A 23,262-nucleotide genomic window follows, 5' to 3' on the forward strand; every position below is an offset into this window, starting at 1 on the left:
AACGCTCGATTGCGCGCATTGAACGCCTGCTTAACTCCAGACCGCGTGCATGCTTGGGCTTCAAGACCCCTGCTGAGGTACTCTCGGAACTGCGCAACCAATGTCGCGATTCGAACTAGAAATCAAGTTTTAGGCCTCTAGCGCCCGTGCAGTCTGCGCGAGGCGCTATTTTTTTGAGAGCAGTCTTGCAGGCAAGACCGGCTGAGCTCAGGCCTGCAGGCGCAGTTCGGTCTCGTTGTCGGCCAGTAGGCGGTTGAGCGCACGCTCCACAATCGGCGCCTGCTCCAGCATGCGCAGCGCACCGTTGCGCAGCATGGCCGCCACTTCACGTTCATTGCGCACAAAGGCGTCAAAGCCTTCGCGGTTGGTGAACAAAAAACGCGTGCGCATGGGGCTGACCCAACTCAGACGGCAGCGGTGCGAGGGCAGGTCGGGCTCGGCCACTTCAAACCACACGCCACGCGTCAGCAACTGCGCGCTGGCGTCAAAATCATCCATGGCCGCCGGGTCGTGCACCGTGAGCTGCGTGGCACGCCGTTGGTCCAGCGCCTCCATGGCAGCGTCGCCCGCACTTTCTTCCAGCGCCGCGCTTTGCGTGTCGATGGGGGGCGGCGCTTTCATGCGGATGGCCAGCATGTGGGTACCGATCAGGCGGCGCGTGAAGGTGGCGCGTGGGTCGCCGTACCACTCGATGGCATCTAGCTCCACGTTCAGGACGCGCACCAGCTCGGGCAGCACACCGACCAGGGCCTTGCGCTCCTCTGAGGTGGTCTTGGGCTGGGTGCTCCAGATGAGCTGGTCCATGGTCTGCAGCGCCGCGTTCCAGCGGCCAGGCTCGCTGTCTTCCAGCATCCAGGCCGCGGCAATGACTTGGCGCCATTCGGTGGTGAGAAAAGGCTTGAGGAAGGGCACCAGCGGCAGGCTGTCGGGCAGCGCGCTGATGCGGGCGTGCACGATTTCGTCGGCATGGGCCAGTGCGGCATTCAGCGCTTCCTGGTCGCGTTCCTGGTTGGCAACCGGCTCGATTTGCTGCTGTGCCTGTTGTTCGCTCTCAAACAGGTACTCGGTGAACTCGGCCAGCAGCAGGCTGAACAGTGTCAGGTCGTCTTCAAACTCGTGCAGCACGCGCTGCACGGTGTGTTCGATGCGCTGGTACAGCGGATCTTCTTCGCCTTTTTCTGGGGTCCAGGCCACGGAGGACGAGGCCAGCGTATCCACCAGCTTGCGCGCAGGGTGCTCGCTGCTCAAGAAAAAGTCACGGTCCATCATGGCCGCGCGCAGCACCGGAATCTGCAGGCGGCCGATCACCACCTTCATTTGCATGGGGATGGCCTGGTCGGCAAAGACGTAGTCAAACACCTCGGCCAGTGCATCCACCGTGCCGCGGTCCAGCTCGGGGGCCTGGCGAATCGCGTCCTGTTCGCGTATCTGGCGCAGCACATTGTGGTGGCCGTGCGGACTGTCTTGCGGCTGCAAAAACTGGAAACGCGAGGCGTTAGGTCCGGCGTTCGCCTGCATCTGGCCCAGGTAATTGAGCAGCGCCGGATCGGCCGGCACCATGTTGCCCGCGGGTTGCAGGGTGTTGGCGTACCCGTGTTCAGTGCCGTTGGTGTCGCCGTCGTACAGGCGGGCTGCACCGCCGGCCGCTGTGGCGGCACCGGCATAGGCGTTGCCCGCGCCGCCATGGCCAGCGGAAGCCCCTGCGGTGCCGACATTGCCGGGTGCGGCGCCCACACCCAGACGTTGCAAAAAGGCTTTGACCTGGGTGGCAATTTGTTGGCCTGCCGGGGCCAGCGCACTCCAGGCGCTGCGTGCAGGCTCGGCGCCTGCCGGGGCCAGGGCCGCGTGTTGCGTGAGCGGTGCGGGTGCCGACTGCAGCGGCACCTGGCTGCTCTGGCTCGCGTCTCCCAAGGGGGCTGAACCCGTCAGCGGGGCATAGGCCGAGGACACGGACTTGCGAATGCGGTGTACGGTTTGGGCCTGAATGCCCGCCTGGGTCAGTGTGGCGCCCAGGTCGGTGTAGAGCGGCGCCAGGTCCATGGTGTGGCCGGGCTCCAGCGCCTGCACCAGGTGTTCGGTGGCTTGGGGCTCAAACTCGCCTTTGTCCCAGGCGCGCATGAAGGCCCCAAGCAGCACACCAGGGCGAAACGGGTTGGACGACAGGGTGGGCGATTCGTTGCCAAACAGCGCCCCCAGTTTTTGTGTGAGCGGGCTGAGGGTGCTTTCGTAGCGGGTGTTGAACTGCTGGGCCACCCGGTCCAGCAGCAGGATGCGGTGCACCTCATCCACATCAATCAAACTCAGCGTCATGCCGTCCAGCGCGTGGTCGCTGGCTGGGGCGGGTTTGGCCCCGAGTTTTTCCATCTCGGGCCAGACGGCCTGCACCTCTTCCTGCAGACACTGTTGCAGTGCTTCGCGGTAAAGACGCTTGAACGTGGTGGCCTGGCGGTCCAGCAACACGGCTGCTGTGCGCAGGTTTTGGGATTGCAACAGGGGCAGCTTGCTGTCGGCCAGGTCCAGCAAGTGGGTGCGGATTTGTTTGAGCTGGGCGTCTTCGCGGTCTTCAAAATAGCCCAGCGTTTTCCCCATCATGGCGCGCACCAGACGCAGCGCTTGCGCGCGCGACTCCGGGGTGCTGGTGCTGGCTGAAAAAGGCTGAAATGCGCTCATGTACCGCTGAATGGTGACGCAGCCCCCGGGGCTGGCGATCCGTTCGTCCATCGACTGTATTTCTGATGCGGAATGATCGCATGGACCATGCCCGTGCCCTAGGTCTTGGACCATCCAAAGCGGCAGATTTACAAAGTACGGCCTCGGTTTCTGGTAACGATTTGTAAATAGCCCGATCAGACTAGCGGAAAGTAGGTCGCAGCGTGGCCAGGTTGCCAGGCCGTGTACTTGTCCATGCAGCGCAGGTAAGTGTCCGATGTCTCAAAGTGGCCCAGCCAGGCCTGCAGTTTTGGCCAGGCTTGCGCAGCAAACCACGCAGGGTCGGTGTGGGCGAATTGGCGTATGAAAGGGGCGATGGCAGCATCCGCCAGGCCCCATTGGCCGCCGCCCAGATAGGCTTGGCGGGCGAGTGTGGTGTTCAGGGTTTGCAGCCAAGGCGCTGCTGCATCCCGTTCGGTTTGGCCGTTCTCCAGCCCGTGGCGTGCAGGGTATTTGTAGCGGTCCAACTGGCGTTTGAACGATCCGTCGTTGTGGGCGATCAGCGCGTGGGTGCTGGCCCAAGCGTCTGTATCAGTGGGCAACCAGGCGTGGGGGTCATGGCGTTGCAGTGCCCACAACATGATCTCCAGGCTTTGCTCCAGCACCGTGCCATCGTCTTGCACCAGCACTGGCACGGTGCCTTTGGGAGAGGCCTGCAGCAGCGCCACTGGCTTCTGCGCCAGCACTACCTCACGCAGCTCACAGGTCTGCTGGCTGACCGCCAGGGCCATGCGGGCCCGCATGGCGTACGGGCAGCGCCTGAACGAGTAGAGCACCGGCATGCCGTGTCCTCAGGGCTCGGACTTGTGGGGCAAGACGGCACCGATGTGCACCTGCTGGCGCGCCTTGGCCAGCTCCCACTGGCGCTGGCGTTCGCGGGCACTGGCTTTCTGGGTGTCGCTGGTGGCGGCATGGCAGCGCGGGCAGCTCACCCCCGCCTCATACAGGGGCGATGTGGTGGCGCCGTCTTCCAGCGGCTGGCGGCAGGCGCGGCACAGGCCATGGTGGCCGGGCACCAGGCCGTGGCCCACCGAGACGCGCTCGTCGAACACAAAACATTCACCTTGCCAGAGGCTTTGCGCGGGTGGAATGTTTTCGAGGTATTTGAGGATGCCGCCCTCCAGGTGGTAGACCTCGTCATAACCTTGTGCCCGCATGTAGGCGGTGGACTTTTCGCAGCGGATCCCTCCGGTGCAAAACATGGCGACCTTGGGTTTTTTACCGCTTGGGGGGTGCAGTCGCTCCGATTGCTGCACCCACTGGGGCAGCTCGGCAAAGGTCTTGATATGGGGGTTGATGGCGCCAGCAAAAGTGCCAATGTCCACTTCGTAGTCGTTGCGGGTGTCTACCACCACCACATCCGGATCGGAGATCAGCGCGTTCCAGTCTTCGGGTTTCACGTAGGTGCCGGCCATCTGGGTGGGGCTGATGCCGTTCACCTGCATGGTAACGATTTCCTTTTTCAGGCGCACCTTCATGCGGTAAAACGGTGCCTTGTCCGCAAACGATTCTTTGTGCTGCAGGTCGGCCAGCAGCGGGTCAGCACGCAGATAGGCCAAGACGGCATGTACATCGTCGGGCGCACCGGCAATGGTGCTGTTGATGCCTTCACGGGCCAGCAAAATCAGGCCTTTGACCTGGTGTGATTCACAAAAATCCAGCAGCGCAGGCTTGCGCTCGGCGTAGTCGGGCAGGTCCACAAACTTGTAAAAAGCGGCGGTCAGGTAACGGGGGGAGGGCATGGTGCAATTGTGCCTTGGGGCAGGGGGGGTGTGGTGTTCAGCAGGGCCAGGTGGAGCCGTGTTCGGGCACCAGTGCACGCCAGTGCAGCTCGCGCTCAATGCGCGCCCGCAAGGTGTCGGCGGCTTCCAGATCGCCATGCACCACATACACCTGGTCGGGGCGGCTGGGGCTGTTGCGCAGCCAGTCCAGCAGCTGTGTGGCATCTGCGTGGGCAGAGGCCGACTCCAGTTGCACGATCTCGGCATGCACCTCCACGTCGCGGCCGTGGATACGCACAGTGCGCGCGCCGCTGGCCAGTGTGGCACCGCGCGTGCCGGGCGACTGGTAGCCCGTGAGGATGACCATGTTGCGGTGGTTGCCCGCGTGGTGGGCCAGGTGGTGCAGTACCCGGCCACCGGTGGCCATGCCGCTGGCTGAGAGAATGACCATGGGTCCATGGCGTGACGCCAGGGCTTTGGATTCATCGGTGCTATTGACCATGGTGGCGGCATGGGTCATGGCATGCACTGCGTCACGGCTCAGCCGGTGTTCGCCGGGGTGCTGTTCAAACAAATGGGTGGTGTGCACTGCCATGGGGCTGTCCAGAAACACGGGCAGCCCGTGGGGCAGGGTGCCGTTGGCCTTGAGTTGGGCTATGGCGTGCAGCAGGGCTTGTGCGCGCCCAACGGCAAACACAGGCACCACGGCCACGCCGCCGCGCGCCGCCAAGCGTTGTAGGGCCGGCCCCAATTCGGCCAGCAGGTTGTCCTGTGGGTGGGAGCGGTCCCCGTAGGTGGATTCGATCAACACAGTGTCTGCGGCCGGGGCTGCATCCGGTGGGTTCATCAGGGAGTCATCGGGGCGCCCCAGGTCGCCGGAAAACAAAATTCTGCGCCCTGCGACTTCCAGCAAGATGCTGGACGCGCCCAGGATATGGCCCGCTGGCTGAAAGGTGGCGCGCCAGCCGGGCAGGGGTTGGAAGGTTTTGCGCTGGTGCACGGTTTTGATCAGCGGAAGGCAGTCCAAGGCATCCTGGCGGGTGTAGAGCGGCAGTGCGGGTGTGTGTTTGGAGAAGCCATGGCGGTTGGCAAAGGCAGCATCTTCTTCCTGGATGTGCCCGCTGTCGGGCAGCAACACACGGCACAAATCACGGGTACCGGCCGAGGCATAGATGGGGCCGCGGTAGCCTTCTTTGGCCAGCAATGGCAGGTAGCCACTGTGGTCCAGATGCGCATGGGTGAGTAACACCGCGTCCACTTGGTCGGGCGCGATGGGCAGTGGTGTCCAGTTGCGCAAGCGCAGCTGTTTGTAGCCCTGGAACAAGCCGCAGTCCACCAGCAGGGACTGGTCACCGCAGCGCACTAGGTACTTGGAGCCTGTGACCGTGCCCGCTGCGCCGAGAAAGGTGATGGAAACGCCCATGGAGTCCTCCAAGAAAAAAGCCGCCGGGTCGTTTATAGACCGGGCGGCTTGACAAGAGCGCGGGGGAGTCCCGCTTTTCTTGACCTGGATCAGCTAAAGAAGCTCTTCAAGCGATCGGTCCAGCTGTCACCCGAGGGTGAGTGTTTGCTGCCGCCCTTTTTGAAGGACTCGTCCAACTCCTTGAGCAGCTTGCGTTGGTGCTCGCTGAGTTTGACCGGGGTCTCGACCGCAATGTGGCAGTACAGGTCGCCCGGGTAGCTGGAGCGCACGCCCTTGATGCCCTTGCCACGCAGGCGGAACTGTTTGCCGGTCTGGGTGCCTTCCGGAATATCGATCGCGGCCTTGCCAGCTAGCGTGGGTACATCAATCTCGCCACCCAGCGATGCGGTGACGATGCTGATGGGCACCGAGCAATGCAGGTCGTCGCCATCACGCTCAAAAATGTCGTGTTTCTTCAGGCGGATCTCGATGTACAGGTCGCCGGGCGGGCCGCCGTTGGTACCGGGCTCACCGTTGCCTGCGCTGCGGATGCGCATGCCACCGTCGATGCCGGCGGGGATTTTGACTTCCAGCGTCTTCTGGCGCTTGATCTTGCCCTGGCCGCTGCACGCGATGCAAGGCTCAGGAATCACCTTGCCATTGCCGCGGCAGGTGGGGCAGGTCTGTTGCACGCTGAAGAAACCCTGGCGCATTTGCACCGTGCCAGCGCCATTGCAGGTGCCGCAGGTTTTGACCTGGGTGCCGGGCTTGGCGCCGCTGCCTTTGCAGGTGTCGCAGCTGTCCCAGCTCGGGATGCGGATTTGTGCGTCCTTGCCGCGGGCGGCCTCTTCCAGCGTCACTTCCATGGCGTAGCTCAGGTCGCTGCCACGGTAGACCTGGCGACCTCCGCGCGCACCACCGCCGCGCTGTTGGCCGAACATGTCGCCAAAGATGTCGCCAAAGGCTTCGGCAAAACCGCCATAACCCTCGCCGCCACCGCCGCCACCGCGGTTGGGGTCCACACCGGCGTGGCCGTACTGGTCGTAGGCAGCGCGTTTCTGCGCGTCCGACAACATCTCGTAGGCTTCTTTGCCTTCCTTGAACTTTTCTTCGGCGGCCTTGGCCGCATCGCCCTGGTTGCGGTCAGGGTGGTGCTTCATCGCCAACTTGCGATAGGCCTTTTTAATCTCGTCCTCGGAGGCGTTTTTGGCAACGCCCAGGATTTCGTAATAGTCTCGTTTGGCCATGTGTGTCTCTGTGCCCGTTTACAACAGAAAAGCCGCGTTGAACCCCAGCAGGCGTTCAACGCGGCATCTTTCAGCTGCGCGTGTCCGCGCAATCAGCCTTTTTTGACTTCCTTGACTTCCGCGTCCACCACGTTGTCATCGTCTGCGGGCTTGGAAGACGCCTGAGCGCCTTGCTCGGGCGCCGCTTGCTCGCCACCTTCAGCCGCCTGCTTGGCTTGCATATCGGCGTACATCTTCTCGCCCAGCTTTTGGCTAGCAGCCATCAACGCTTCGCTCTTGGCCTTGATTGCGTCCTTGTCGTCGCCCTTGAGGGTGTCTTCCAAGTCCTTGATCGCGGCTTCGATAGCGTCTTTTTCGCCGGCTTCCAGCTTGTCGCCGTATTCGGTCAGGCTCTTCTTGACGCTGTGCACATTGGCATCGGCTTCATTCTTGGCCTGCACCAGTTCCAGCTTTTTCTTGTCATCGGCAGCGTTCAGCTCGGCGTCTTTCACCATTTGCTGGATTTCTGCTTCGGACAAACCGGAGTTGGCCTTGATGGTGATCTTGTTTTCCTTGCCGGTGCCCTTGTCCTTGGCGCCCACGTGCAAGATGCCGTTGGCGTCAATGTCAAACGACACTTCAATTTGCGGGGTACCGCGGGCCGAGGGTGGAATGCCTTCGAGGTTGAACTCACCCAACATCTTGTTCACGGCAGCGATTTCGCGCTCACCCTGGAACACCTTGATCGTCACGGCCGGCTGGTTGTCTTCGGCAGTCGAGAAGGTCTGTGCAAACTTGGTGGGGATGGTCGTGTTTTTGGTGATCATCTTGGTCATCACGCCACCCAGGGTTTCAATACCCAGAGACAGAGGTGTCACGTCCAACAGCAACACGTCCTTGCGGTCACCCGAGAGCACTTGGCCCTGGATCGCAGCACCCACGGCCACGGCTTCGTCAGGGTTCACGTCCTTGCGGGGTTCCTTGCCGAACAGTTCCTTGACCTTCTCTTGCACCTTGGGCATGCGGGTCATGCCACCTACCAGAATCACGTCATGGATGTCGGAGGCCGACACGCCAGCATCCTTCAAGGCGGTGCGGATCGGCGCAATGGTGCGCTCGATCAGTTCTTCCACCAGGGCTTCCAGCTTGGCGCGGGTCAGCTTGATGTTCAGGTGCTTGGGACCGGACGCGTCTGCCGTGATGTAAGGCAGGTTGATGTCGGTTTGTGAGCTGCTGGAGAGTTCGATCTTGGCCTTTTCCGCGGCTTCTTTCAGGCGTTGCAGGGCCAACACGTCCTTGGACAGATCGACGCCTTGCTCTTTCTTGAACTCGGTAATGATGAAGTCGATCACGCGCTGGTCGAAGTCTTCGCCGCCCAGGAAGGTGTCACCGTTGGTGGACAACACTTCGAATTGCTTCTCACCGTCAACGTCAGCGATTTCAATGATGGACACGTCAAAGGTGCCGCCACCCAAGTCGTACACGGCGATCTTGCGGTCGCCCTTTTCGTTTTTGTCCATACCGAATGCCAGTGCGGCAGCGGTAGGTTCGTTGATGATGCGCTTGACATCCAGACCGGCAATACGGCCGGCGTCCTTGGTGGCCTGGCGCTGTGCGTCGTTGAAGTAGGCCGGCACCGTGATGACGGCTTCAGTCACTTCTTCGCCGAGGTAGTCTTCGGCGGTCTTCTTCATCTTGCGCAAAATGTCGGCGCTGACCTGCTGGGGGGCCATGCGGTTGCCGCGCACTTCCACCCAGGCGTCGCCGTTGTCGGCTGCGGCAATGGTGTAGGGCATCAGGTCGATGTCCTTCTGCACTTCTTTTTCTGTGAACTTGCGGCCGATCAGGCGCTTGACCGCGTACAGGGTGTTCTTGGGGTTGGTCACCGACTGGCGCTTGGCGGACGCGCCAACCAGCACTTCGCCATCTTCCTGGTACGCAATGATGGACGGTGTAGTACGTGCGCCTTCTGCGTTCTCGATGACTTTGGGGGTGTTGCCCTCCATGATGGCCACGCAGCTGTTGGTGGTACCCAAGTCAATGCCGATGATTCTTCCCATGATTTACTCCTGCTAACTTAAAAATTCAGATGTGGATAAGGTGTGGGGTACTTTTGGACTTTCAAGAGCCCCCAAGGCCCAAAGTGGTATTTTTTAGAGCGCTTGCTTTATTTTGCGGCGGTCACGGTGACCAAGGCCGGGCGCAACACGCGGTCAGCAATCGAATACCCTTTTTGCAGCACGCTCACCACGGTGTTGGCGTCCTGCTCAGCCGGCACTACGCTGATGGCCTGGTGCTGGTGCGGGTCAAACTTGGTACCTGCAGCAGGGGCGATGGCGATGACCTTGTTGCGCTCTAGCGCCGCTACCAGCTGGCGCAGCGTGGCCTGGGCGCCCTCGCGGATTTGCTCGGGGGTGGCGTCCTTGATCACCAGACCGGCTTCCAGGCTGTCGGCCACGGGCAACATGCTCTCCGCAAACGACTCGACGGCAAACTTGCGGGCCTTGGCGATTTCGTCTTCGGCGCGGCGGCGGGCGTTTTCGGCCTCGGCCTTGGCGCGCAGAAACTGGTCCGCCAGCTCGCTGCTCTTGGCCTGCAGGGTGGCCAGCTCGGCCTGGGCTTGGGTCAGGGCATCTGCCTCGTTGGCGGCCTGGGCTGCAACCATGTCCTCGGTGCTTTGGTAATTGGCGGCCGTAGGGTTGGGGGTAGGGGTAGAGGAGGTGTCAGACATGCGTTTGGATGGAAGTTAGGCGGGAATGCGCCCCAGATGGTGTCCGGGAGCGCAGTTTCAAGGGGTTTTAGCCCGATACGCCCAGCAATTCCACATCAAATTTGAGGGTGGCGTTGGGAGGGATCACGCCGCCAGCGCCGCGCGCGCCGTAGCCCAGGGCTGCGGGAATGATCAGGGTGCGGGCACCACCCACCTTCATGCCGGCCACGCCTTCGTCCCAACCGCGGATCACCATGCCGGCACCCAGGCTGAACACGAACGGGTCATTGCGGTCTTTGCTGGAGTCGAACTTGGCACCCTGGGTGCCGTCGTTGTAGAGCCAGCCGGTGTAATGCACGGTGACGCTTTGGCCTTTGGTGGCCACAGGGCCGGTGCCCTCCACGGTGTCTTCAAATTGCAGGCCGCTGGCGGTGGTTGGCATGGGGAGTTCCTTGTTTGCTATAAAAAGAGTAGCTGCTCACGCACATGGGGCGTGCGCTGGAGGGCTGAAAAGCCCTAAATTATGCCGCAGACGAAAAAAAGACAGGCTAAGCCTGTCTGGTGGGTGCTTGCCGCCGGCCTGCGCCGGCCCGGCTTACTTGGCCTTTTTGGCCAGGCTGGTGGACCACTTCACGGCAAAAGCCTGCAGGTCGCCCAGGCGCTTGAGCAGGTCGGCACCAGCAGCGGTGACCACATAACCGTCGCTGCCATGGGTCAGCAGGCCGGCTTCGCGCAGTTCCTTGATACGGGTGTTCAGGGTGTTGGGGGTAATACCGCCCACGCTGTCTTGCAGCAGGCGGAAGGTTTGTGCATGGCCGTCGCGCAAGGCCCACAAAACGCGAATCGCATAGCGGGATTCCAGCAATCCCAACAGTTGTCCCACTGCGATCGTTTCTTTTGCACTCATTACCTTACCCTTTTGTCTGTACCGTGACAGATTGCGCCCGTGGGGCCACAACCGCTGAAATGAGCAGAAACTATAGCGCAGATTTTCGGCTGCTACAAGTTTCATAGCTGCTGGCGTATGTTTTTCGGGCAACACCCCCTAAAAACACCCGGAATGCCCGGCCGCCGAGGGTGTGTAGCCGCTCTTGCCAGTGCGCAGGGGAGGTGCTAACGTTCTTTGCAAGGCCCTCTTGGGGTGAGCATCTTGCGGAGACATCCATGAATTTCAATTTCGAACAAGTCCACAACTACTACGAGCGTCTGGTATTTGAAGAAGTGGTACGCCGCGCCCAGGCGCACCCCACTTTCACCAATGACATGCTGGCCGATGTGGCCTGTGTAGCCCTGAACCGGCTGCCCGCGCGTTATGTACGCCACGATGTGGACATGATGTTCTACCTGACCGAGCAGGAGCGCCATGCCATTGAGCTCTCACTCGAAGAAGTGCTGCAGTTCGCCTTTGGCTTTGTGCAGGAGCGCGCCGCCAAGGCCCCCCGCTAGGCGCTAAAAGCTGGCCAGCACCTTGTCCATCAGGGCCGGGGAGATGGCAGGCAGGGGGCCAAACCAGGCTGCAAACGCCGGGCGTGCCTGGTTGAGCAGCATGCCCAGGCCATTCACGGTGGCATTGCCACGGGCTTTGGCTTCCAGTAGCAGGGGTGTTTCCAGCGGCACGTAGACGATGTCTGACACCAGGGCGGTTGCGGGCAGTGCGTCCAGTTGCAGGTCCAGCGCGGCCTGGCCGTGCATGCCCTGGTTGGTAGTGTTCACCAGCAAGGCCACGCCGTCCAGTGCAGCATGGCGTTCTGCCCAAGGGACGGCATGCACCAAGGGGCCGAACTCTTGGGCCATGTCCACGGCTTTGGCATCGCTGCGGTTGGTGAGGCGGACTTCGGTGGCGCCTTCGTCCAGCAGGCCCGCAATCACGGCACGCGCAGCACCACCGGCGCCCACCACGCAGGCAGCTCCGGCATCGGCGCGCCAAGTGGGCTGCGCATCGAGCAGGCTCTGGATAAAACCAAAGGCGTCGGTATTGCGGCCGGTCAGCGAGCCATCGGCCCCCACTACGATGGTATTGGCCGCGCCGATGCGCTGGGCCAGCGGCTCCAGATGGTCCACGATGGCCATGGCCGCCACCTTGTGCGGGATGGTCAGGTTGCAGCCGGCAAAGCCCAGTATCGGCAGGGCACGCAGGGCCTGCTCTATCTTCTCGGGCTGTACGGGCAACAGCACATAGGCGCCGCGCAGGCCGTGCTCGGCGATCCAATGGTTGTGCAGGATGGGGGAGCGGGAATGGGCGACGGGCCATCCCATCACGCCGGCGAGTCGGTACGGTTGTTCGTGGGCCATCAGAGCAATGTAGGCTAATTTACTATCAAAAAAATAGCGCCCCGCGCACATTCCATGTGGGCTGGGGCGCTAAATGGCTTAAAAGCCGAGGGGCTTTACAGCGTATCGGTGAAACTGCGCAGCTTGTCCGAACGGCTGGGGTGCTTCAGCTTGCGCAGCGCCTTGGCTTCGATCTGGCGGATGCGTTCGCGGGTCACATCGAACTGCTTGCCCACTTCTTCCAAGGTGTGGTCGGACGTCATCTCGATACCGAAACGCATGCGCAGCACCTTGGCTTCGCGGGGCGTGAGGCTGTCCAGGATGTCTTTGACCACATCGCGCAGGCCGGCCTGCATGGCAGCTTCCATAGGCGCGGTGTTGGCGCTGTCTTCGATGAAGTCGCCCAGGTGGCTGTCGTCATCGTCACCAATCGGCGTTTCCATGGAGATCGGCTCTTTGGCGATCTTCATGATCTTGCGGATCTTGTCTTCCGGAATCTCCATGCGCTCGGCCAAGACCGAGGCATCGGGCTCAAAGCCAAACTCCTGCAGGTGCTGGCGGCTGATGCGGTTCATCTTGTTGATGGTTTCGATCATGTGCACCGGAATACGGATGGTGCGCGCCTGGTCCGCAATGGAGCGGGTGATGGCCTGGCGAATCCACCAAGTGGCATAGGTCGAGAACTTGTAGCCGCGGCGGTATTCGAACTTGTCCACCGCTTTCATCAAACCGATATTGCCTTCCTGGATCAGGTCGAGGAACTGCAGGCCACGGTTGGTGTACTTCTTGGCGATGGAGATCACCAGGCGCAGGTTGGCCTCGATCATTTCCTTCTTGGCCGCGCGCGAGGCGTATTCACCCTCGTTCATGCGTTTGTTGATGTCCTTGAGCTGGTCCAAAGGCACCACCACCTGGGCTTGCAGGTCCATCAGCTTTTGCTGCAGGTCTTGCACCGGCGGAATGTTGCGGCCCATGACGGCGGCCCATGGCTTGCCGGAGGCCGCTTGTTTTTCAATCCACTTGAGGTTCAGCAGGTTGGAGGCCACCTTGTTGCCGGCCTTGTCGCGACCGCTGAAGTCGGCAATGAAGTGTTCTTGCGGGTAGCCGCACTTGTCCACAATGATGCGACGCAGCTCGCGCTCTTTCTTGCGCACATCGTCCACCTGGCCACGTACCATGTCGCACAGTTTTTCAATCGCCTTGGCGGTGAAGCGGATGGTCATCAGCTCTTCGCTCAGGGCCTTCTGGGCCTTCACGTAAGCGGGTGTGCCGTAGCCTTCTTTGTCGTAGATTTTGTGAACCTTCTCGAAGAGCTCGCGCATCTTGTCGAAGCGCTCCAGCGCTTGCTTCTTCAGCTCTTCGAGCTTCTTGGTCAGCGCCTTGGAGCCGCCCTTGCCGTCGTCATCGTCGGCTTCGTCAAATTCGTCAAAGTCTTCTTCGGCCACATAGTCGTCGGCCTCGTTGGGGTTGGAGAAACCGTCAACGATGGTGGTGATGACAACCTTGCCTTCGCGGATTTCTTCGCCCAGACGCAGGATTTCGGCAATGGTGGCGGGCGATGCAGAGATCGCCTCCATCATGAACATCAAGCCACCTTCGATGCGCTTGGCGATTTCGATTTCGCCTTCGCGCGTCAGCAGCTCCACGGTGCCCATTTCGCGCATGTACATGCGCACGGGGTCGGTGGTGCGGCCGAACTCGCTGTCCACGGTGGACAAAGCGGCTTCGGCTTCTTCTTCGGCTTCTTCCACCGTCGCAGCAGTAGAAACGTTGTTGTTCAGCAGCAGGGTTTCTGCGTCGGGTGTCTGTTCGTAAACGGCCACGCCCATGTCGTTCAACATGGAGATCACGACTTCCAGTGTTTCCGCATCCACCAGCTTGTCGGGCAAGTGGTCGGAGATTTCGCCGTGGGTCAGGTAACCGCGGGTCTTGCCCAGCGTGATCAGGGCCTTGAGGCGCGCGCGGCGCTTGGCCATGTCTTCTTCAGACAGCACGGTCTCGTCCAGACCGAATTCCTTCATCAAGGCGCGTTCTTTCGCCTTGCTGATTTTCATGCGCAGGGGTTTGACCTTCTCGCCGGGCGTTGCGGCCGCAGCTTCGGGCTCACCTACCAAGTCCGCTTCAATGTCGGACATGTCCATGTCGTCACCACCGGACTCGGAAGCCGCAGCCTTGGGCTTGCGACCGCGCTTGGCGCCGGTCGTGGTTTTTGCCGGAGCGGAGGATTCGTCTGCCGCGGCTTTGGCGGGGCGGCCGGCTTTCTTCTTGGCGGGCGTTTCTGCGGCGGCCAGAAGCGCGTCGGCAGCCTCTTTTAACTGGGCGGCTTTGGATTTGGGTGCGGACACGGAGGAGGCTTTCTTATCGGTCTTCGGGGCGGACTTGCTGGCAGGCTGGACAGGCTTGGCGGATTTTGAAGCGGGCATGCAAAAACCTCAGGTCAACAAAAAAACTGGCAAACAGATCAGGCACCAGCTACATCACGCGGTGGGCGAAGTAGGTGGCAAGACGGGGCAGTAATACCCCTGTGGCAAGATGGGAGGGCGATCATTTGGGGTGCAGTCCTTGCGGTGAGGTGGCCGGTTGTGACTTGGTGTCAACGTGTGGCCTAGCCCGGAGGTGCTGCTGTCGCTCTTGCCGAAATAATCCAGCATTATAGTTTGTAAATGTATTTATTCAATGGTGTTCTGCTTCTGGTGGCCCTGTTGGCGGGTGGGCCATGGGCTTCTGCACAGCCCCAGACACCGGTTTTGCAGGCATTGACCGAGTCATTGCCCCCGCTGAACTACGAGCAGGATGGCAAGATCACCGGCTTTGCCAGCGAGTTGCTGGACCTGATGGCCGCTGAGGCCGGTATTTCCCTGCAAAAACAGCTGCTGCCCTGGGTGCGGGCCTATGACCGCGCCACCAAGCCGGGCGACACGGTGCTGTACTCGCTGGTGCGCACCCCTGAACGTGAGCCGCTGTTTCGCTGGGTGGGGCCGATCGGGCCGCGGCGCATCCTGCTTTACAAATGGGCAGACCGCACCGACATCCAGCCCAAGACGCTGGACGATGTCCGGAACTACCGCATTGGCACCACGCTGGAGTCAGCGGCGACCAAAAACCTCATCAAGCAGGGTTTTGTGCCCATGCCCACGGACGGCGCCGCCTCGGGGCTGGAGCAGGGGGCGAACGACGAGCAGAACATGCGCAAGTTCATCGCCAAGCGTTTTGACCTGCTGGTGTCGCTGGACTGGGCTGCCGCCTACAACGCCAAAAATGCCGGCATTGACCCCGCCGACCTGGTACCGGCGCTGGTGCTGGATGACAGCTTGAACTACTGGTACGGCCTGAACCTGTCAGTGGACCCTGACGTTGCCAAACGCTTGAATGCCGCCTTGCAGAAGCTGCGCAATGACGGGCGCTACACCCAGCTGCGGCAGAAGTACCTGCTGAAGGCCGCCAAATAGCGCACGGCTATTGGTGCGCTGACGGCATTTAGCCGGCCGCTGCCGCGTTGGGCTGTACGGCCAGCTCCAGTTGCTTGCGGCGCAGCTGCAGCTCCCGGTAGCGCTGCAGGGCGCCGGCATCATGGGCGGAGGCTGCGATGGCCTCGGTTTCCTGTTCCTTGATGCGGTCAATCAGCATGCGGTTGAGCAGGTCACGCAGCTCGGGGCCGGATTCGGTCATCGGCTCGCTGGCCACACTGGGGCCGGCCAGCAGGCGCAGCGCCAGGTCTTCGGCCGGGTGGCCGACAATTTCATCTTTCAAGGTGCCGCGCGATACCGGGCCGTGCTCGTGCAGCTGGCCCTCCAGCCAGATGAACAGGTCGCCATGTGGTGAGGGCAGCTCACACAGCAGGGCGTGGTCTTCACTGGTCAGCACCTCCCACAGCTCGCTGTGGCTCAGCAAGATGCGGGCGGCGTGGTCGGCGCGGCTGTCTATCTTGGCGCGCGGGCCGCTGGGGCGGGGCTCACGTGGCGGAAAACGGCCGCCCCCTTTGCCTTCCCATTTGCCGCTGCGCGGGGTCCAGCCTTCTTTTTTCCAGTCGTTTTTCTTCTTCCACTCTTCCTGGGGAATCCAGGGCTCGGCCGGCTCTTCGTAGGCAAAGTGGCCATCGTCGGGTGGGCCCGCGTCGTAGGCCGGCGGGGGCGCGGCTTTGCGGCGTTGGGGTTCGGCCGCTGGCTTCGCGGTGGAACTGGCCCACAGGGTTCCCAGCTCGGCACTGCTGAGCTGCACCAGGCTGGCTATTTCGGCCAGCAGTTGCAACTTCAGCGCGCCATCGGGCAACTGGGTCCACAGCGGCTTGGCATTGCTGGCCATGTGGGCGCGGCCCTCCGCGGTCGTGAGGTCGCAGCCTTCTTGCGCGGCTTCGACCAAAAAGCGGCTCAGCGGCGTGGCCTTGGACACGTAGTCGGCAAACGCCTCTTGGCCATAAGTGCGGATAAAGCTGTCGGGATCGTGCTCGGCAGGCAGGAACAGAAACTTGATGCTGCGCACATCGGTGGCAAAGGGCAGGGCCCCGTCCAGCGCCTTGCGCGCGGCGCGGCGGCCGGCGGCGTCGCCGTCAAAGCTGAAGACCACCGCGTCGGTAAAGCGGAACAGCTTTTGCACGTGCTCGTTGGTGCAGGCCGTGCCCAGCGTAGCCACCGCATTGGGAAAGCCCAGCTGCGCCAGTGCCACCACGTCCATATAACCTTCGGTCACCAGCACATAGCCAAACTCGCGCAGCGAGCTGCGCGCCTCGAACAGGCCATAGAGCTCGCGGCCTTTGCTGAAGACCGGGGTTTCGGGGGAGTTGAGGTATTTGGGCTTTTCGTCGCCCAGCACGCGGCCGCCAAAGCCGATGCATTCACCCTTGATATTGCGGATGGGGAACATCACGCGGTCGCGGAAGCGGTCGTAGCGCTTTTCCTCGCCGCCGTTTTCGGCCTCGTGCAGGATGACCAGACCGCTCTCCACCAAGAGCGGGTCGTCGTACTGCGGGAAGATGCTGGCCAGGCTGCGCCAGCCCTCGGGAGCGTAGCCCAGGCCGAACTGCTTGGCGATTTCACCGGACAGGCCACGGCCTTTGAAATACTCGATGGCGCGGGGCGATTCCTTCAAGCCGCGCTTGTAGGCGTCGCCGGCCTTCTCCAGCACGCTGGTCAAGGTGTTCTGTTTTTGGCGCTGCTCCTGGGCGCGGGCGCGGTCCTGCGGGCTGCCTTCTTCCTCGGGGATCACCATGCCGTACTGGCCGGCCAGGTCCTTCACCGCTTCAATGAAGGTCATGCCCGCGTGGTCCATCAAAAAGCTGATGGCGTTGCCGTTCTTGCCGCAGCCAAAGCAGTGGTAGAACTGTTTGGTGGGGCTGACCGAGAACGAGGGCGACTTCTCGCCATGGAAGGGGCACAGGCCCATGAAATTGGCGCCGCCCTTCTTGAGCTGCACATAGCGGCCCACGATCTCCACCACGTCGGTACGCGCGATCAGCTCCTGGATGAAGGTTTGGGGGATGGCCATGCGGTGATTGTAGGAAGGCGGCGTTGTGCTCCTGGGGGTAGAAGGTGCTGTGGATGCCAGTTTTGCTATGGTTTGTATAGCTGCTCGCGCATACTCCACGAGGGCTAGGTGCCAATTTGGCATCTAATCGCCCCGTTTCAATCCCCCAGCACTACACCCTCGCGCCGCGGGTCTGCGCCGCCGAAATAGCCACCCGGCGTGCGCTGGATGGCTTGCAGCCCGCTGGGCATGGGAATCTCCACCACTGTGTGGCCACGCGCTTTCAGGGCGTTCAGGGTCGCCGCGTTAAAGCGCTTTTCCTCCAACAGCGTGGGCCCGTTCAGCGAGGCGAAGTTGGGTAGGTCAATCGCCTGCTGGGTGTTCAGCCCCCAGTGCATCACACCGTACAGCGTCTTGGTGGTGAAGTGGATGATGAGCGCGCCGCCCGGGCTGCCACCGCTCATCACCAACTGCCCGGTCGCCTTGTCAAAGACCAGCGTGGGCGACATGGACGAGCGTGGGCGCTTGCCCGGCTCTACGCGGTTGGCAATGGGCAGGCCGTCCGCCCCGGTGGGCAGAAAGCTGAAATCGCTGAGCTGGTTGTTGAGCAAGAAACCGCCCGCCAGGCCCACACCGCGGTTCACCATCTGGCGCGAACCCCAGGCGTCTTCGATGGTGGTGGTCATGGCCAGCGCGTTGCCATAGGCGTCTACCACCGAGATATGCGAGGTGCCGTACTCCAGCTGCTGGGGCATGGGCGCGTAGGCCAGAGGTGCTGCACTCGGGTTGCCGGGCGGGGCCGTTTGCATGCTTTTGCCGAAGGGGCTGGTGTCGATGGCCTGGGCGCGCCGGGCCAGGTAGGGCGCATCCAGCAGGCTCTGCCAGTTGCCCGCAGGTGCTTGTACAAAGGCCGGGTCGGCCACAAACTGCGCGCGGTCGGCAAAGGCCAGACGGGAGGCTTCGGTGTAGAGGTGCAACCAGTCGGCCGTGGGCAGGCCTTGCGCCAGGGGCAAGCGGTCGGCCGGGGTGCTGTCCAGCAACTTGAGGATCTGGCCGATGGCAATGGCACCCGAGCTGGGCGGCGGCATGCCGCAGATGCGGTAGTCCCGGGCCGTCGCCTTGACGGCGTAGTCAAAACACAGCGGCTCGCGCACCAGCGGCTGGTAGCGGGCCAGGTCTTGGGTGGTGAGCGTGCCGGGGTTGCTGGGGTGGTCCTGCACCTTGCGGGCGATGGCATGCGCCACCTCGCCCTGCAGCAAAGCCGCCGGTCCTTCATTGGCAATGCGCTGCAGCACCGCCGCCAGCTCCGGGTTGCGCAGCACGTGGCCGGCAGGCCAGGGTTTGCCGGCTCCGTCGTAGAAGTAGGCGGCGGCCACCGGGTCTTTCTTCAAGTGCGGCTCGCTGGCTAGCAGCGTGGCCATGCGCGGGCTGATGGCAAAGCCCTGTGTGGCCAGTGTGATGGCTGGGGCGAACAGCCGGGCCCAGGGCAGGCGCCCGTGCTGCTGGTGGGCCCGGGCCAGCATGGCCACGGCACCGGGCACGCCAACAGAACGCCCGCCTACGACGGCCTCTGCAAATTTGAGCGGCTGGCCGCTGTCGTCCAGAAACAGCCGCGGTGTGGCGCCGGCAGGGGCGGTCTCGCGGCCGTCGAAGGCCTGTGTGGCCTTGCCGTCAAAGTGCAGCAAAAAGGCACCGCCACCAATGCCGCTGCTTTGCGGCTCCACCAGGGCCAGCACCATTTGCACCGCAATGGCGGCGTCCACCGCACTGCCGCCGGCGCGCAGCACCTGCTGGCCGGCATCGGTGGCCAGCGGGTTGGCCGCGGCCACGGCATAGGTGCGTGTGGCCCAGCCAGGTTTGGTGGTGCTGCCGGTGGCGCCTTCGGGCTGCGCGGGCACTTCGTAGCGCCAGGCCTGGGGGGCGCTGGCGCAGCCTGCCAGCGTGGCGGCCAGCAGCGTGGCGCTGGCCAAGGTGCGGAGTGGGCGGTGGAGCATGGCGATTTTTAAGAGAAATTGGCCTCTGGAGCTTATTTCATATGCGCAAGCAGCTATGAAATAGATAGCGCCTACTTGGCCTTGGGCACGCGGCCCAGCAGGTAAAACTCGGGGTTGGGCATCATGCTGGTCACATTGGCCATGCGGTTACTCAGGCCAAAGAAGGCGGTGATGCCTGCAATGTCCCAGATGTCTTCGTCGTCAAAACCGTGGGCGTGCAGCGCTTCAAAGTCGGCGTCTTCCACGGTGTGGCTTTCCAGGCAGACTTGCATGGCAAAGTCCAGCATGGCGCGCTGGCGGGGTGTGATGTCGGCCTTGCGGTAGTTCACCGCCACCTGGTCGGCCACCAGCGGTCTTTTCTCATAGATGCGCAAGATGGCACCGTGGGCCACCACGCAGTACAGGCAGTGGTTGGCCGCGCTGGTGGTTGTGATGATCATCTCGCGCTCGCCCTTGCTCAGGCTGCTGCCTTCGCGCAGCATCAGCGCGTCGTGGTAGGCAAAGAAGGCGCGCCACTCGGCCGGGCGGCGGGCAAAGGCCAGGAACACGTTAGGCACAAAGCCCGACTTCTCCTGCACCTCCAAAATCTTGGCGCGGATGTCCTCGGGCAGCGTGTTGAGGTCGGGCAGGGGGTAGCGGACGGTGGCCATGGGAGTCTCCTGTTTTTATAAAAGCTATCGCAGCCATGTGTTCAATTGAATGTACACACGCGGCGCAAATTTCTACCATTCATCCTACTGCGAACCTTCTCGCGCAACCGGAGCACCCACCATGGCACAGATTCAAAAGACCCTTGGCTTGGCTATTTGGGGCAGTGGCCTGATCGCCACCCTGGCCAACTTGGCGCAGTGGCACGGCGGCTGATGCCGCGGCTACCATCACGGGCATTGCCACCTTTGCCCTGATGGAGCCCTTCATGCCCCTGGACCCTGACCGTTTGCCCCACTCCACCCAGCCCGAAGCCTTTGACAAAGGCCTGGCCATGCGTACCCAGGTGATGGGCGAGACCTTTGTGGAGGTCGCCTTTGCCAATGCCACGCCGTTCACCGCGCCCATCCAGGAGCACATCACGCGGGCTGCCTGGGGCGATGTGTGGCAGCGCCCGGGGCTCGACTTGAAAACCCGCAGCCTGATCACCGTGGCCATGCTGACCGCGCTGGGCAAACAAAATGAACTGAAGGGCCATGTGCGCGGCGCGCTGAACAACGGCGCCACTGCGGTAGAGATTCAAGAGGTGCTCTTGCACGCCGCGGTGTACTGCGGCGTGCCCACATCGGTGGAGGCGTTTCGCACCGCCAACGAGGTGGTGGGCGGGCAGGTCTGAGGCCCGCCCGGCTGGGGCTTGGTGCCCCTGCCTTTAACTGGCGCTGGGTTCCGCCGTTGCCTCTTGGGCCACGAACGAAGAGGTGAGGGCGCCCGCCAGCAGTTGCGACATGTCGCCCCCGCTCTTCAAGCCCACTTCGCCCAACAACGCGTCCACCACCGGGGCATTGGTGCGGTAACGCAGGGCACTGGCCACCACCTGGTCGCTCAGGCCGCCGCCGGATCCACCGCTCTGCGCATCGTTGGCCGAGTTGCTGCTGCTGGCGCCCGACAAGCCACCCACTTCGGCAATGCGGATGGAGTCGATGTTGAGCAGCGGCTTCACGCTTTGTTCCACGATGGCCGGCAAGGCTGCCAGCACCGCCAGGCGCACCTGCAGGGCAATCTGTTCGGCCGACAGTTCGTTTTGCGCCTGGTTCTTCTTCACCAGCGCTTCGGCGATGGCGTTGCCCTCGGCAATCGTGCCTTCGGCGCGCAGCACCGAGGCATCGCGTTCGCCCTGGGCGTCCATGCGGGCGGCTTCGGCCTTGTGGGTGGCGGCTTCTTTCTCCGCTTCGGCGGCCACCACCAGGCTGATGGCAGATTCTTTGGCCTTCTCCTCGGCGCGCACCACAGTCACTTGTTTGTTGCGGTTGGCCACTTCCACCTGGCGGGCGGTCTCCACCGCTTCTTCGGCGGCCACGGCCTTGGCCCTTGCCTCATCGGCCAGTGCTTTGGCGGCGGCTTCGTCCTTGGACTTGTTGGCGACCAAGATGTTTTGCTCCTGGCCGCGCATAGTGACGGCGGCCTTGGCCTGCACATTGGCTTCTTCGGTGACCCGGTTGGCCTCAATGCGGTTGGTCTGGATTTCGCGGTCGGCCGCGATCTTGGCGGACTCGGCGTCCTTGCGGGCCGACGCCTCGGTGGCGGCAATGGCCGACTGCTGGTTGGCGGTCAGCGTGGCAATGTCCTGCTCGGTGTTCAGGCGCACCTCTTCGGTTTGTTTGCGTAGGGACTGTTGCAGGCGCGTGGCCTCCAGGTTTTTGGTCTCAATCGCGACCGCGGTGTCCTGCTCAATGTCGTTCACATTTTTGCGGCGTGCTTCGGTCTCGCGGGTCAGCACCAGCAGGCCTTCTGCGTCAAAGGCATTGGACGGGTCGAAGAATTGCTTCTGGGTCTGGTTCAGGGCGGTGAGGGAGACACTCTCCAGCTCCAGGCCGTTTTTGGCAATGTCTTCGGCTACCACCTGCTGCACCTGTTGCACAAACTGGGCGCGTTGGGCGTTCAGGTCGTACATGGGCATCTTCACGGCCACAGCGCGCAGCGCGTCCACAAACTTGGCTTCCACCTGGGCCTTGAGCTCGGGTGGGGCCATGGTCAGGCGGCCCAGAGTTTGGGCGGCGTTGGCGACCGACTCTTCGTCAGCCTTCACCCGCACATAAAACTCCACCTTCACATCCACGCGCAGGCGGTCGGCGGTGATCAGGGATTCGCGGCCCTGCTTGTCCACCTCCAGGCGCAGGGTGCGCATATTGACTTCCACAATCTCGTGGATGCCGGGGATGACAAAAGCACCGCCGTTGAGCACCACCTTCTGGCTGCCCGCGCCGGTGCGCACAAAGGCCTTTTCTTTGCTGGAGAGGGTGTAGAACTTCAGGCCGATAAAGCCCAGCGTGGCGATGATCAGCACGGCGCCCAAAATGGTGCCTACGATGCTGATGAGGGGGCTCAAGGTGCCCAGAATCTCGTTCATGTCTCAGTCCTCTTTCTTGGTAGTGAATGGTGGCGTGTTTATTTGCTGACCCGGTACAGCGCGATGGAAACGCGCTCGGCCACGGTGAGTACCTCGCCCGCGGTGTAGGTCACGTCGGGCAGGGTGGGTTCCACCATCAGGGTGTGGGTGGCACCGTAGCGGTCGATAAAACTGGCGGCACCAGCGTAACCCTGGCTGGCCTGGGGGCTGTTCAGGGTGACACGCTGGCCAATAAAGCTGGCGGGCGATACCGCCGCGCTGTGCACCAGCTTGAGTCCGGACAGCGCTTTGGCCATGGTGCGCACGGCAGCCAAGGCCCCCAGCAGCGACAGGCCCACCACCAGCCAGGTAGGCAGGGGCAGGCTGAAAGCGTGGGTCATCACGCCCTGCAGCAGCAGGCCGCAGATGCCAAAGCTGGCCAGCAGGCTGCAGATGACGATGAGCATGGGCAGCTCCTTGACCAGCAGCCAGTTGGTGAAACTGGAGTCCGGCAGGGACTGGGTTTCGATCAGCGAATCCAGAATGTCCGACAAGCCGGAGCCAGCCAGGGCCGTGAGCGTGACCTCCAGGGTCAGGATCACGATAACGGCCAGCAAGGCGCCGGTGAAGGGCGCGTAGGCGGGGGAGATGAGCAGTGCAAGGCTGTCCATGGGGTTCCTGGGGTAAAGCGAAGGGCGTAAGGCGCACTGATTCTGTCGTGCTTTGCAAAAAGCA

At 62.5% G+C, this 23,262-nt stretch carries 19 protein-coding genes; 3 read left to right on the forward strand and 16 right to left on the reverse strand.

Annotated features, from left to right (window positions below):
- Positions 1-207 precede the first annotated feature (207 nt).
- From C5F53_RS05835 to C5F53_RS05875, 9 genes are all read right to left on the reverse strand, one after another.
- Complete coding sequence (locus tag C5F53_RS05835) at positions 208-2,670, reverse strand: DUF1631 family protein (RefSeq protein WP_161499889.1); 2,463 nt, start codon at positions 2,668-2,670, stop codon at positions 208-210.
- Positions 2,671-2,846: 176 nt separating this feature from the next.
- Entirely contained in the window at positions 2,847-3,491 is a 645-nt protein-coding gene (locus tag C5F53_RS05840) for a glutathione S-transferase (protein WP_105260443.1), read from the reverse strand.
- A gap of 9 nt (positions 3,492-3,500) precedes the next feature.
- Positions 3,501-4,451: a rhodanese-related sulfurtransferase gene (locus tag C5F53_RS05845; RefSeq protein WP_105260444.1), complete on the reverse strand. Its 951-nt coding sequence runs from the start codon at positions 4,449-4,451 to the stop codon at positions 3,501-3,503.
- Positions 4,452-4,488: 37 nt separating this feature from the next.
- Positions 4,489-5,853, reverse strand: a complete 1,365-nt coding sequence (locus tag C5F53_RS05850) for an MBL fold metallo-hydrolase (RefSeq protein WP_105260445.1) — start codon at positions 5,851-5,853, stop codon at positions 4,489-4,491.
- A gap of 89 nt (positions 5,854-5,942) precedes the next feature.
- On the reverse strand, positions 5,943-7,079 hold the full coding sequence (dnaJ, locus tag C5F53_RS05855; RefSeq protein ID WP_105260446.1) for a molecular chaperone DnaJ: 1,137 nt from the start codon (positions 7,077-7,079) through the stop codon (positions 5,943-5,945).
- A gap of 92 nt (positions 7,080-7,171) precedes the next feature.
- On the reverse strand, positions 7,172-9,118 hold the full coding sequence (dnaK, locus tag C5F53_RS05860; protein WP_105260447.1) for a molecular chaperone DnaK: 1,947 nt from the start codon (positions 9,116-9,118) through the stop codon (positions 7,172-7,174).
- Positions 9,119-9,225: 107 nt separating this feature from the next.
- Complete coding sequence (gene grpE / locus C5F53_RS05865; RefSeq protein ID WP_105260448.1) at positions 9,226-9,789, reverse strand: nucleotide exchange factor GrpE; 564 nt, start codon at positions 9,787-9,789, stop codon at positions 9,226-9,228.
- A 67-nt stretch (positions 9,790-9,856) separates the two neighbouring features.
- Positions 9,857-10,210 carry an FKBP-type peptidyl-prolyl cis-trans isomerase gene (locus tag C5F53_RS05870; protein ID WP_105260449.1) on the reverse strand — a complete coding sequence of 118 codons (354 nt, stop codon included), beginning with the start codon at positions 10,208-10,210 and terminating at the stop codon, positions 9,857-9,859.
- A gap of 153 nt (positions 10,211-10,363) precedes the next feature.
- Complete coding sequence (locus C5F53_RS05875; protein ID WP_105260450.1) at positions 10,364-10,675, reverse strand: helix-turn-helix domain-containing protein; 312 nt, start codon at positions 10,673-10,675, stop codon at positions 10,364-10,366.
- 257 nt (positions 10,676-10,932) lie between these two features.
- Between C5F53_RS05875 and C5F53_RS05880 the strand changes: the two genes are divergently transcribed.
- Positions 10,933-11,214, forward strand: a complete 282-nt coding sequence (locus C5F53_RS05880; RefSeq protein WP_105260451.1) for a late competence development ComFB family protein — start codon at positions 10,933-10,935, stop codon at positions 11,212-11,214.
- Positions 11,215-11,217: 3 nt separating this feature from the next.
- On the opposite strand, the gene C5F53_RS05885 is transcribed toward C5F53_RS05880, so the two are convergent.
- A complete protein-coding gene (locus C5F53_RS05885) occupies positions 11,218-12,060 on the reverse strand; it encodes a shikimate dehydrogenase (RefSeq protein ID WP_105260452.1) in 843 nt (280 codons plus the stop codon).
- Positions 12,061-12,155: 95 nt separating this feature from the next.
- Positions 12,156-14,462, reverse strand: coding sequence for an RNA polymerase sigma factor RpoD (gene rpoD, locus C5F53_RS05890; protein WP_105260453.1), 2,307 nt, complete (start codon positions 14,460-14,462; stop codon positions 12,156-12,158).
- Positions 14,463-14,702: 240 nt separating this feature from the next.
- Between rpoD and C5F53_RS05895 the strand changes: the two genes are divergently transcribed.
- Complete coding sequence (locus C5F53_RS05895) at positions 14,703-15,488, forward strand: ABC transporter substrate-binding protein (RefSeq protein ID WP_105260454.1); 786 nt, start codon at positions 14,703-14,705, stop codon at positions 15,486-15,488.
- Positions 15,489-15,516: 28 nt separating this feature from the next.
- Here C5F53_RS05895 and dnaG read toward each other — a convergent pair whose 3' ends face one another.
- The 3 genes from dnaG to C5F53_RS05910 form a co-directional block, all read right to left on the reverse strand.
- Positions 15,517-17,520: a DNA primase gene (dnaG, locus tag C5F53_RS05900; RefSeq protein WP_105260455.1), complete on the reverse strand. Its 2,004-nt coding sequence runs from the start codon at positions 17,518-17,520 to the stop codon at positions 15,517-15,519.
- Positions 17,521-17,657: 137 nt separating this feature from the next.
- The gene (ggt, locus tag C5F53_RS05905) at positions 17,658-19,493 is read right to left on the reverse strand and encodes a gamma-glutamyltransferase (RefSeq protein WP_105260456.1); all 1,836 of its coding nucleotides are present in this window, start codon (positions 19,491-19,493) and stop codon (positions 17,658-17,660) included.
- A 71-nt stretch (positions 19,494-19,564) separates the two neighbouring features.
- Entirely contained in the window at positions 19,565-20,143 is a 579-nt protein-coding gene (locus C5F53_RS05910; protein ID WP_105260457.1) for a peroxidase-related enzyme, read from the reverse strand.
- 266 nt (positions 20,144-20,409) lie between these two features.
- Here C5F53_RS05910 and C5F53_RS05915 point away from each other — a divergent pair, with 266 nt between their 5' ends.
- The gene (locus C5F53_RS05915; protein WP_105260944.1) at positions 20,410-20,817 is read left to right on the forward strand and encodes a carboxymuconolactone decarboxylase family protein; all 408 of its coding nucleotides are present in this window, start codon (positions 20,410-20,412) and stop codon (positions 20,815-20,817) included.
- A gap of 33 nt (positions 20,818-20,850) precedes the next feature.
- Here C5F53_RS05915 and C5F53_RS05920 read toward each other — a convergent pair whose 3' ends face one another.
- The gene (locus C5F53_RS05920) at positions 20,851-22,548 is read right to left on the reverse strand and encodes a flotillin family protein (protein ID WP_105260458.1); all 1,698 of its coding nucleotides are present in this window, start codon (positions 22,546-22,548) and stop codon (positions 20,851-20,853) included.
- 38 nt (positions 22,549-22,586) lie between these two features.
- Positions 22,587-23,198, reverse strand: a complete 612-nt coding sequence (locus tag C5F53_RS05925; RefSeq protein WP_161499890.1) for an OB-fold-containig protein — start codon at positions 23,196-23,198, stop codon at positions 22,587-22,589.
- Positions 23,199-23,262: the final 64 nt, after the last annotated feature.

Source organism: Rhodoferax sp. TS-BS-61-7 (assembly GCF_002943465.1).
Lineage (GTDB): Bacteria > Pseudomonadota > Gammaproteobacteria > Burkholderiales > Burkholderiaceae_C > Allorhodoferax.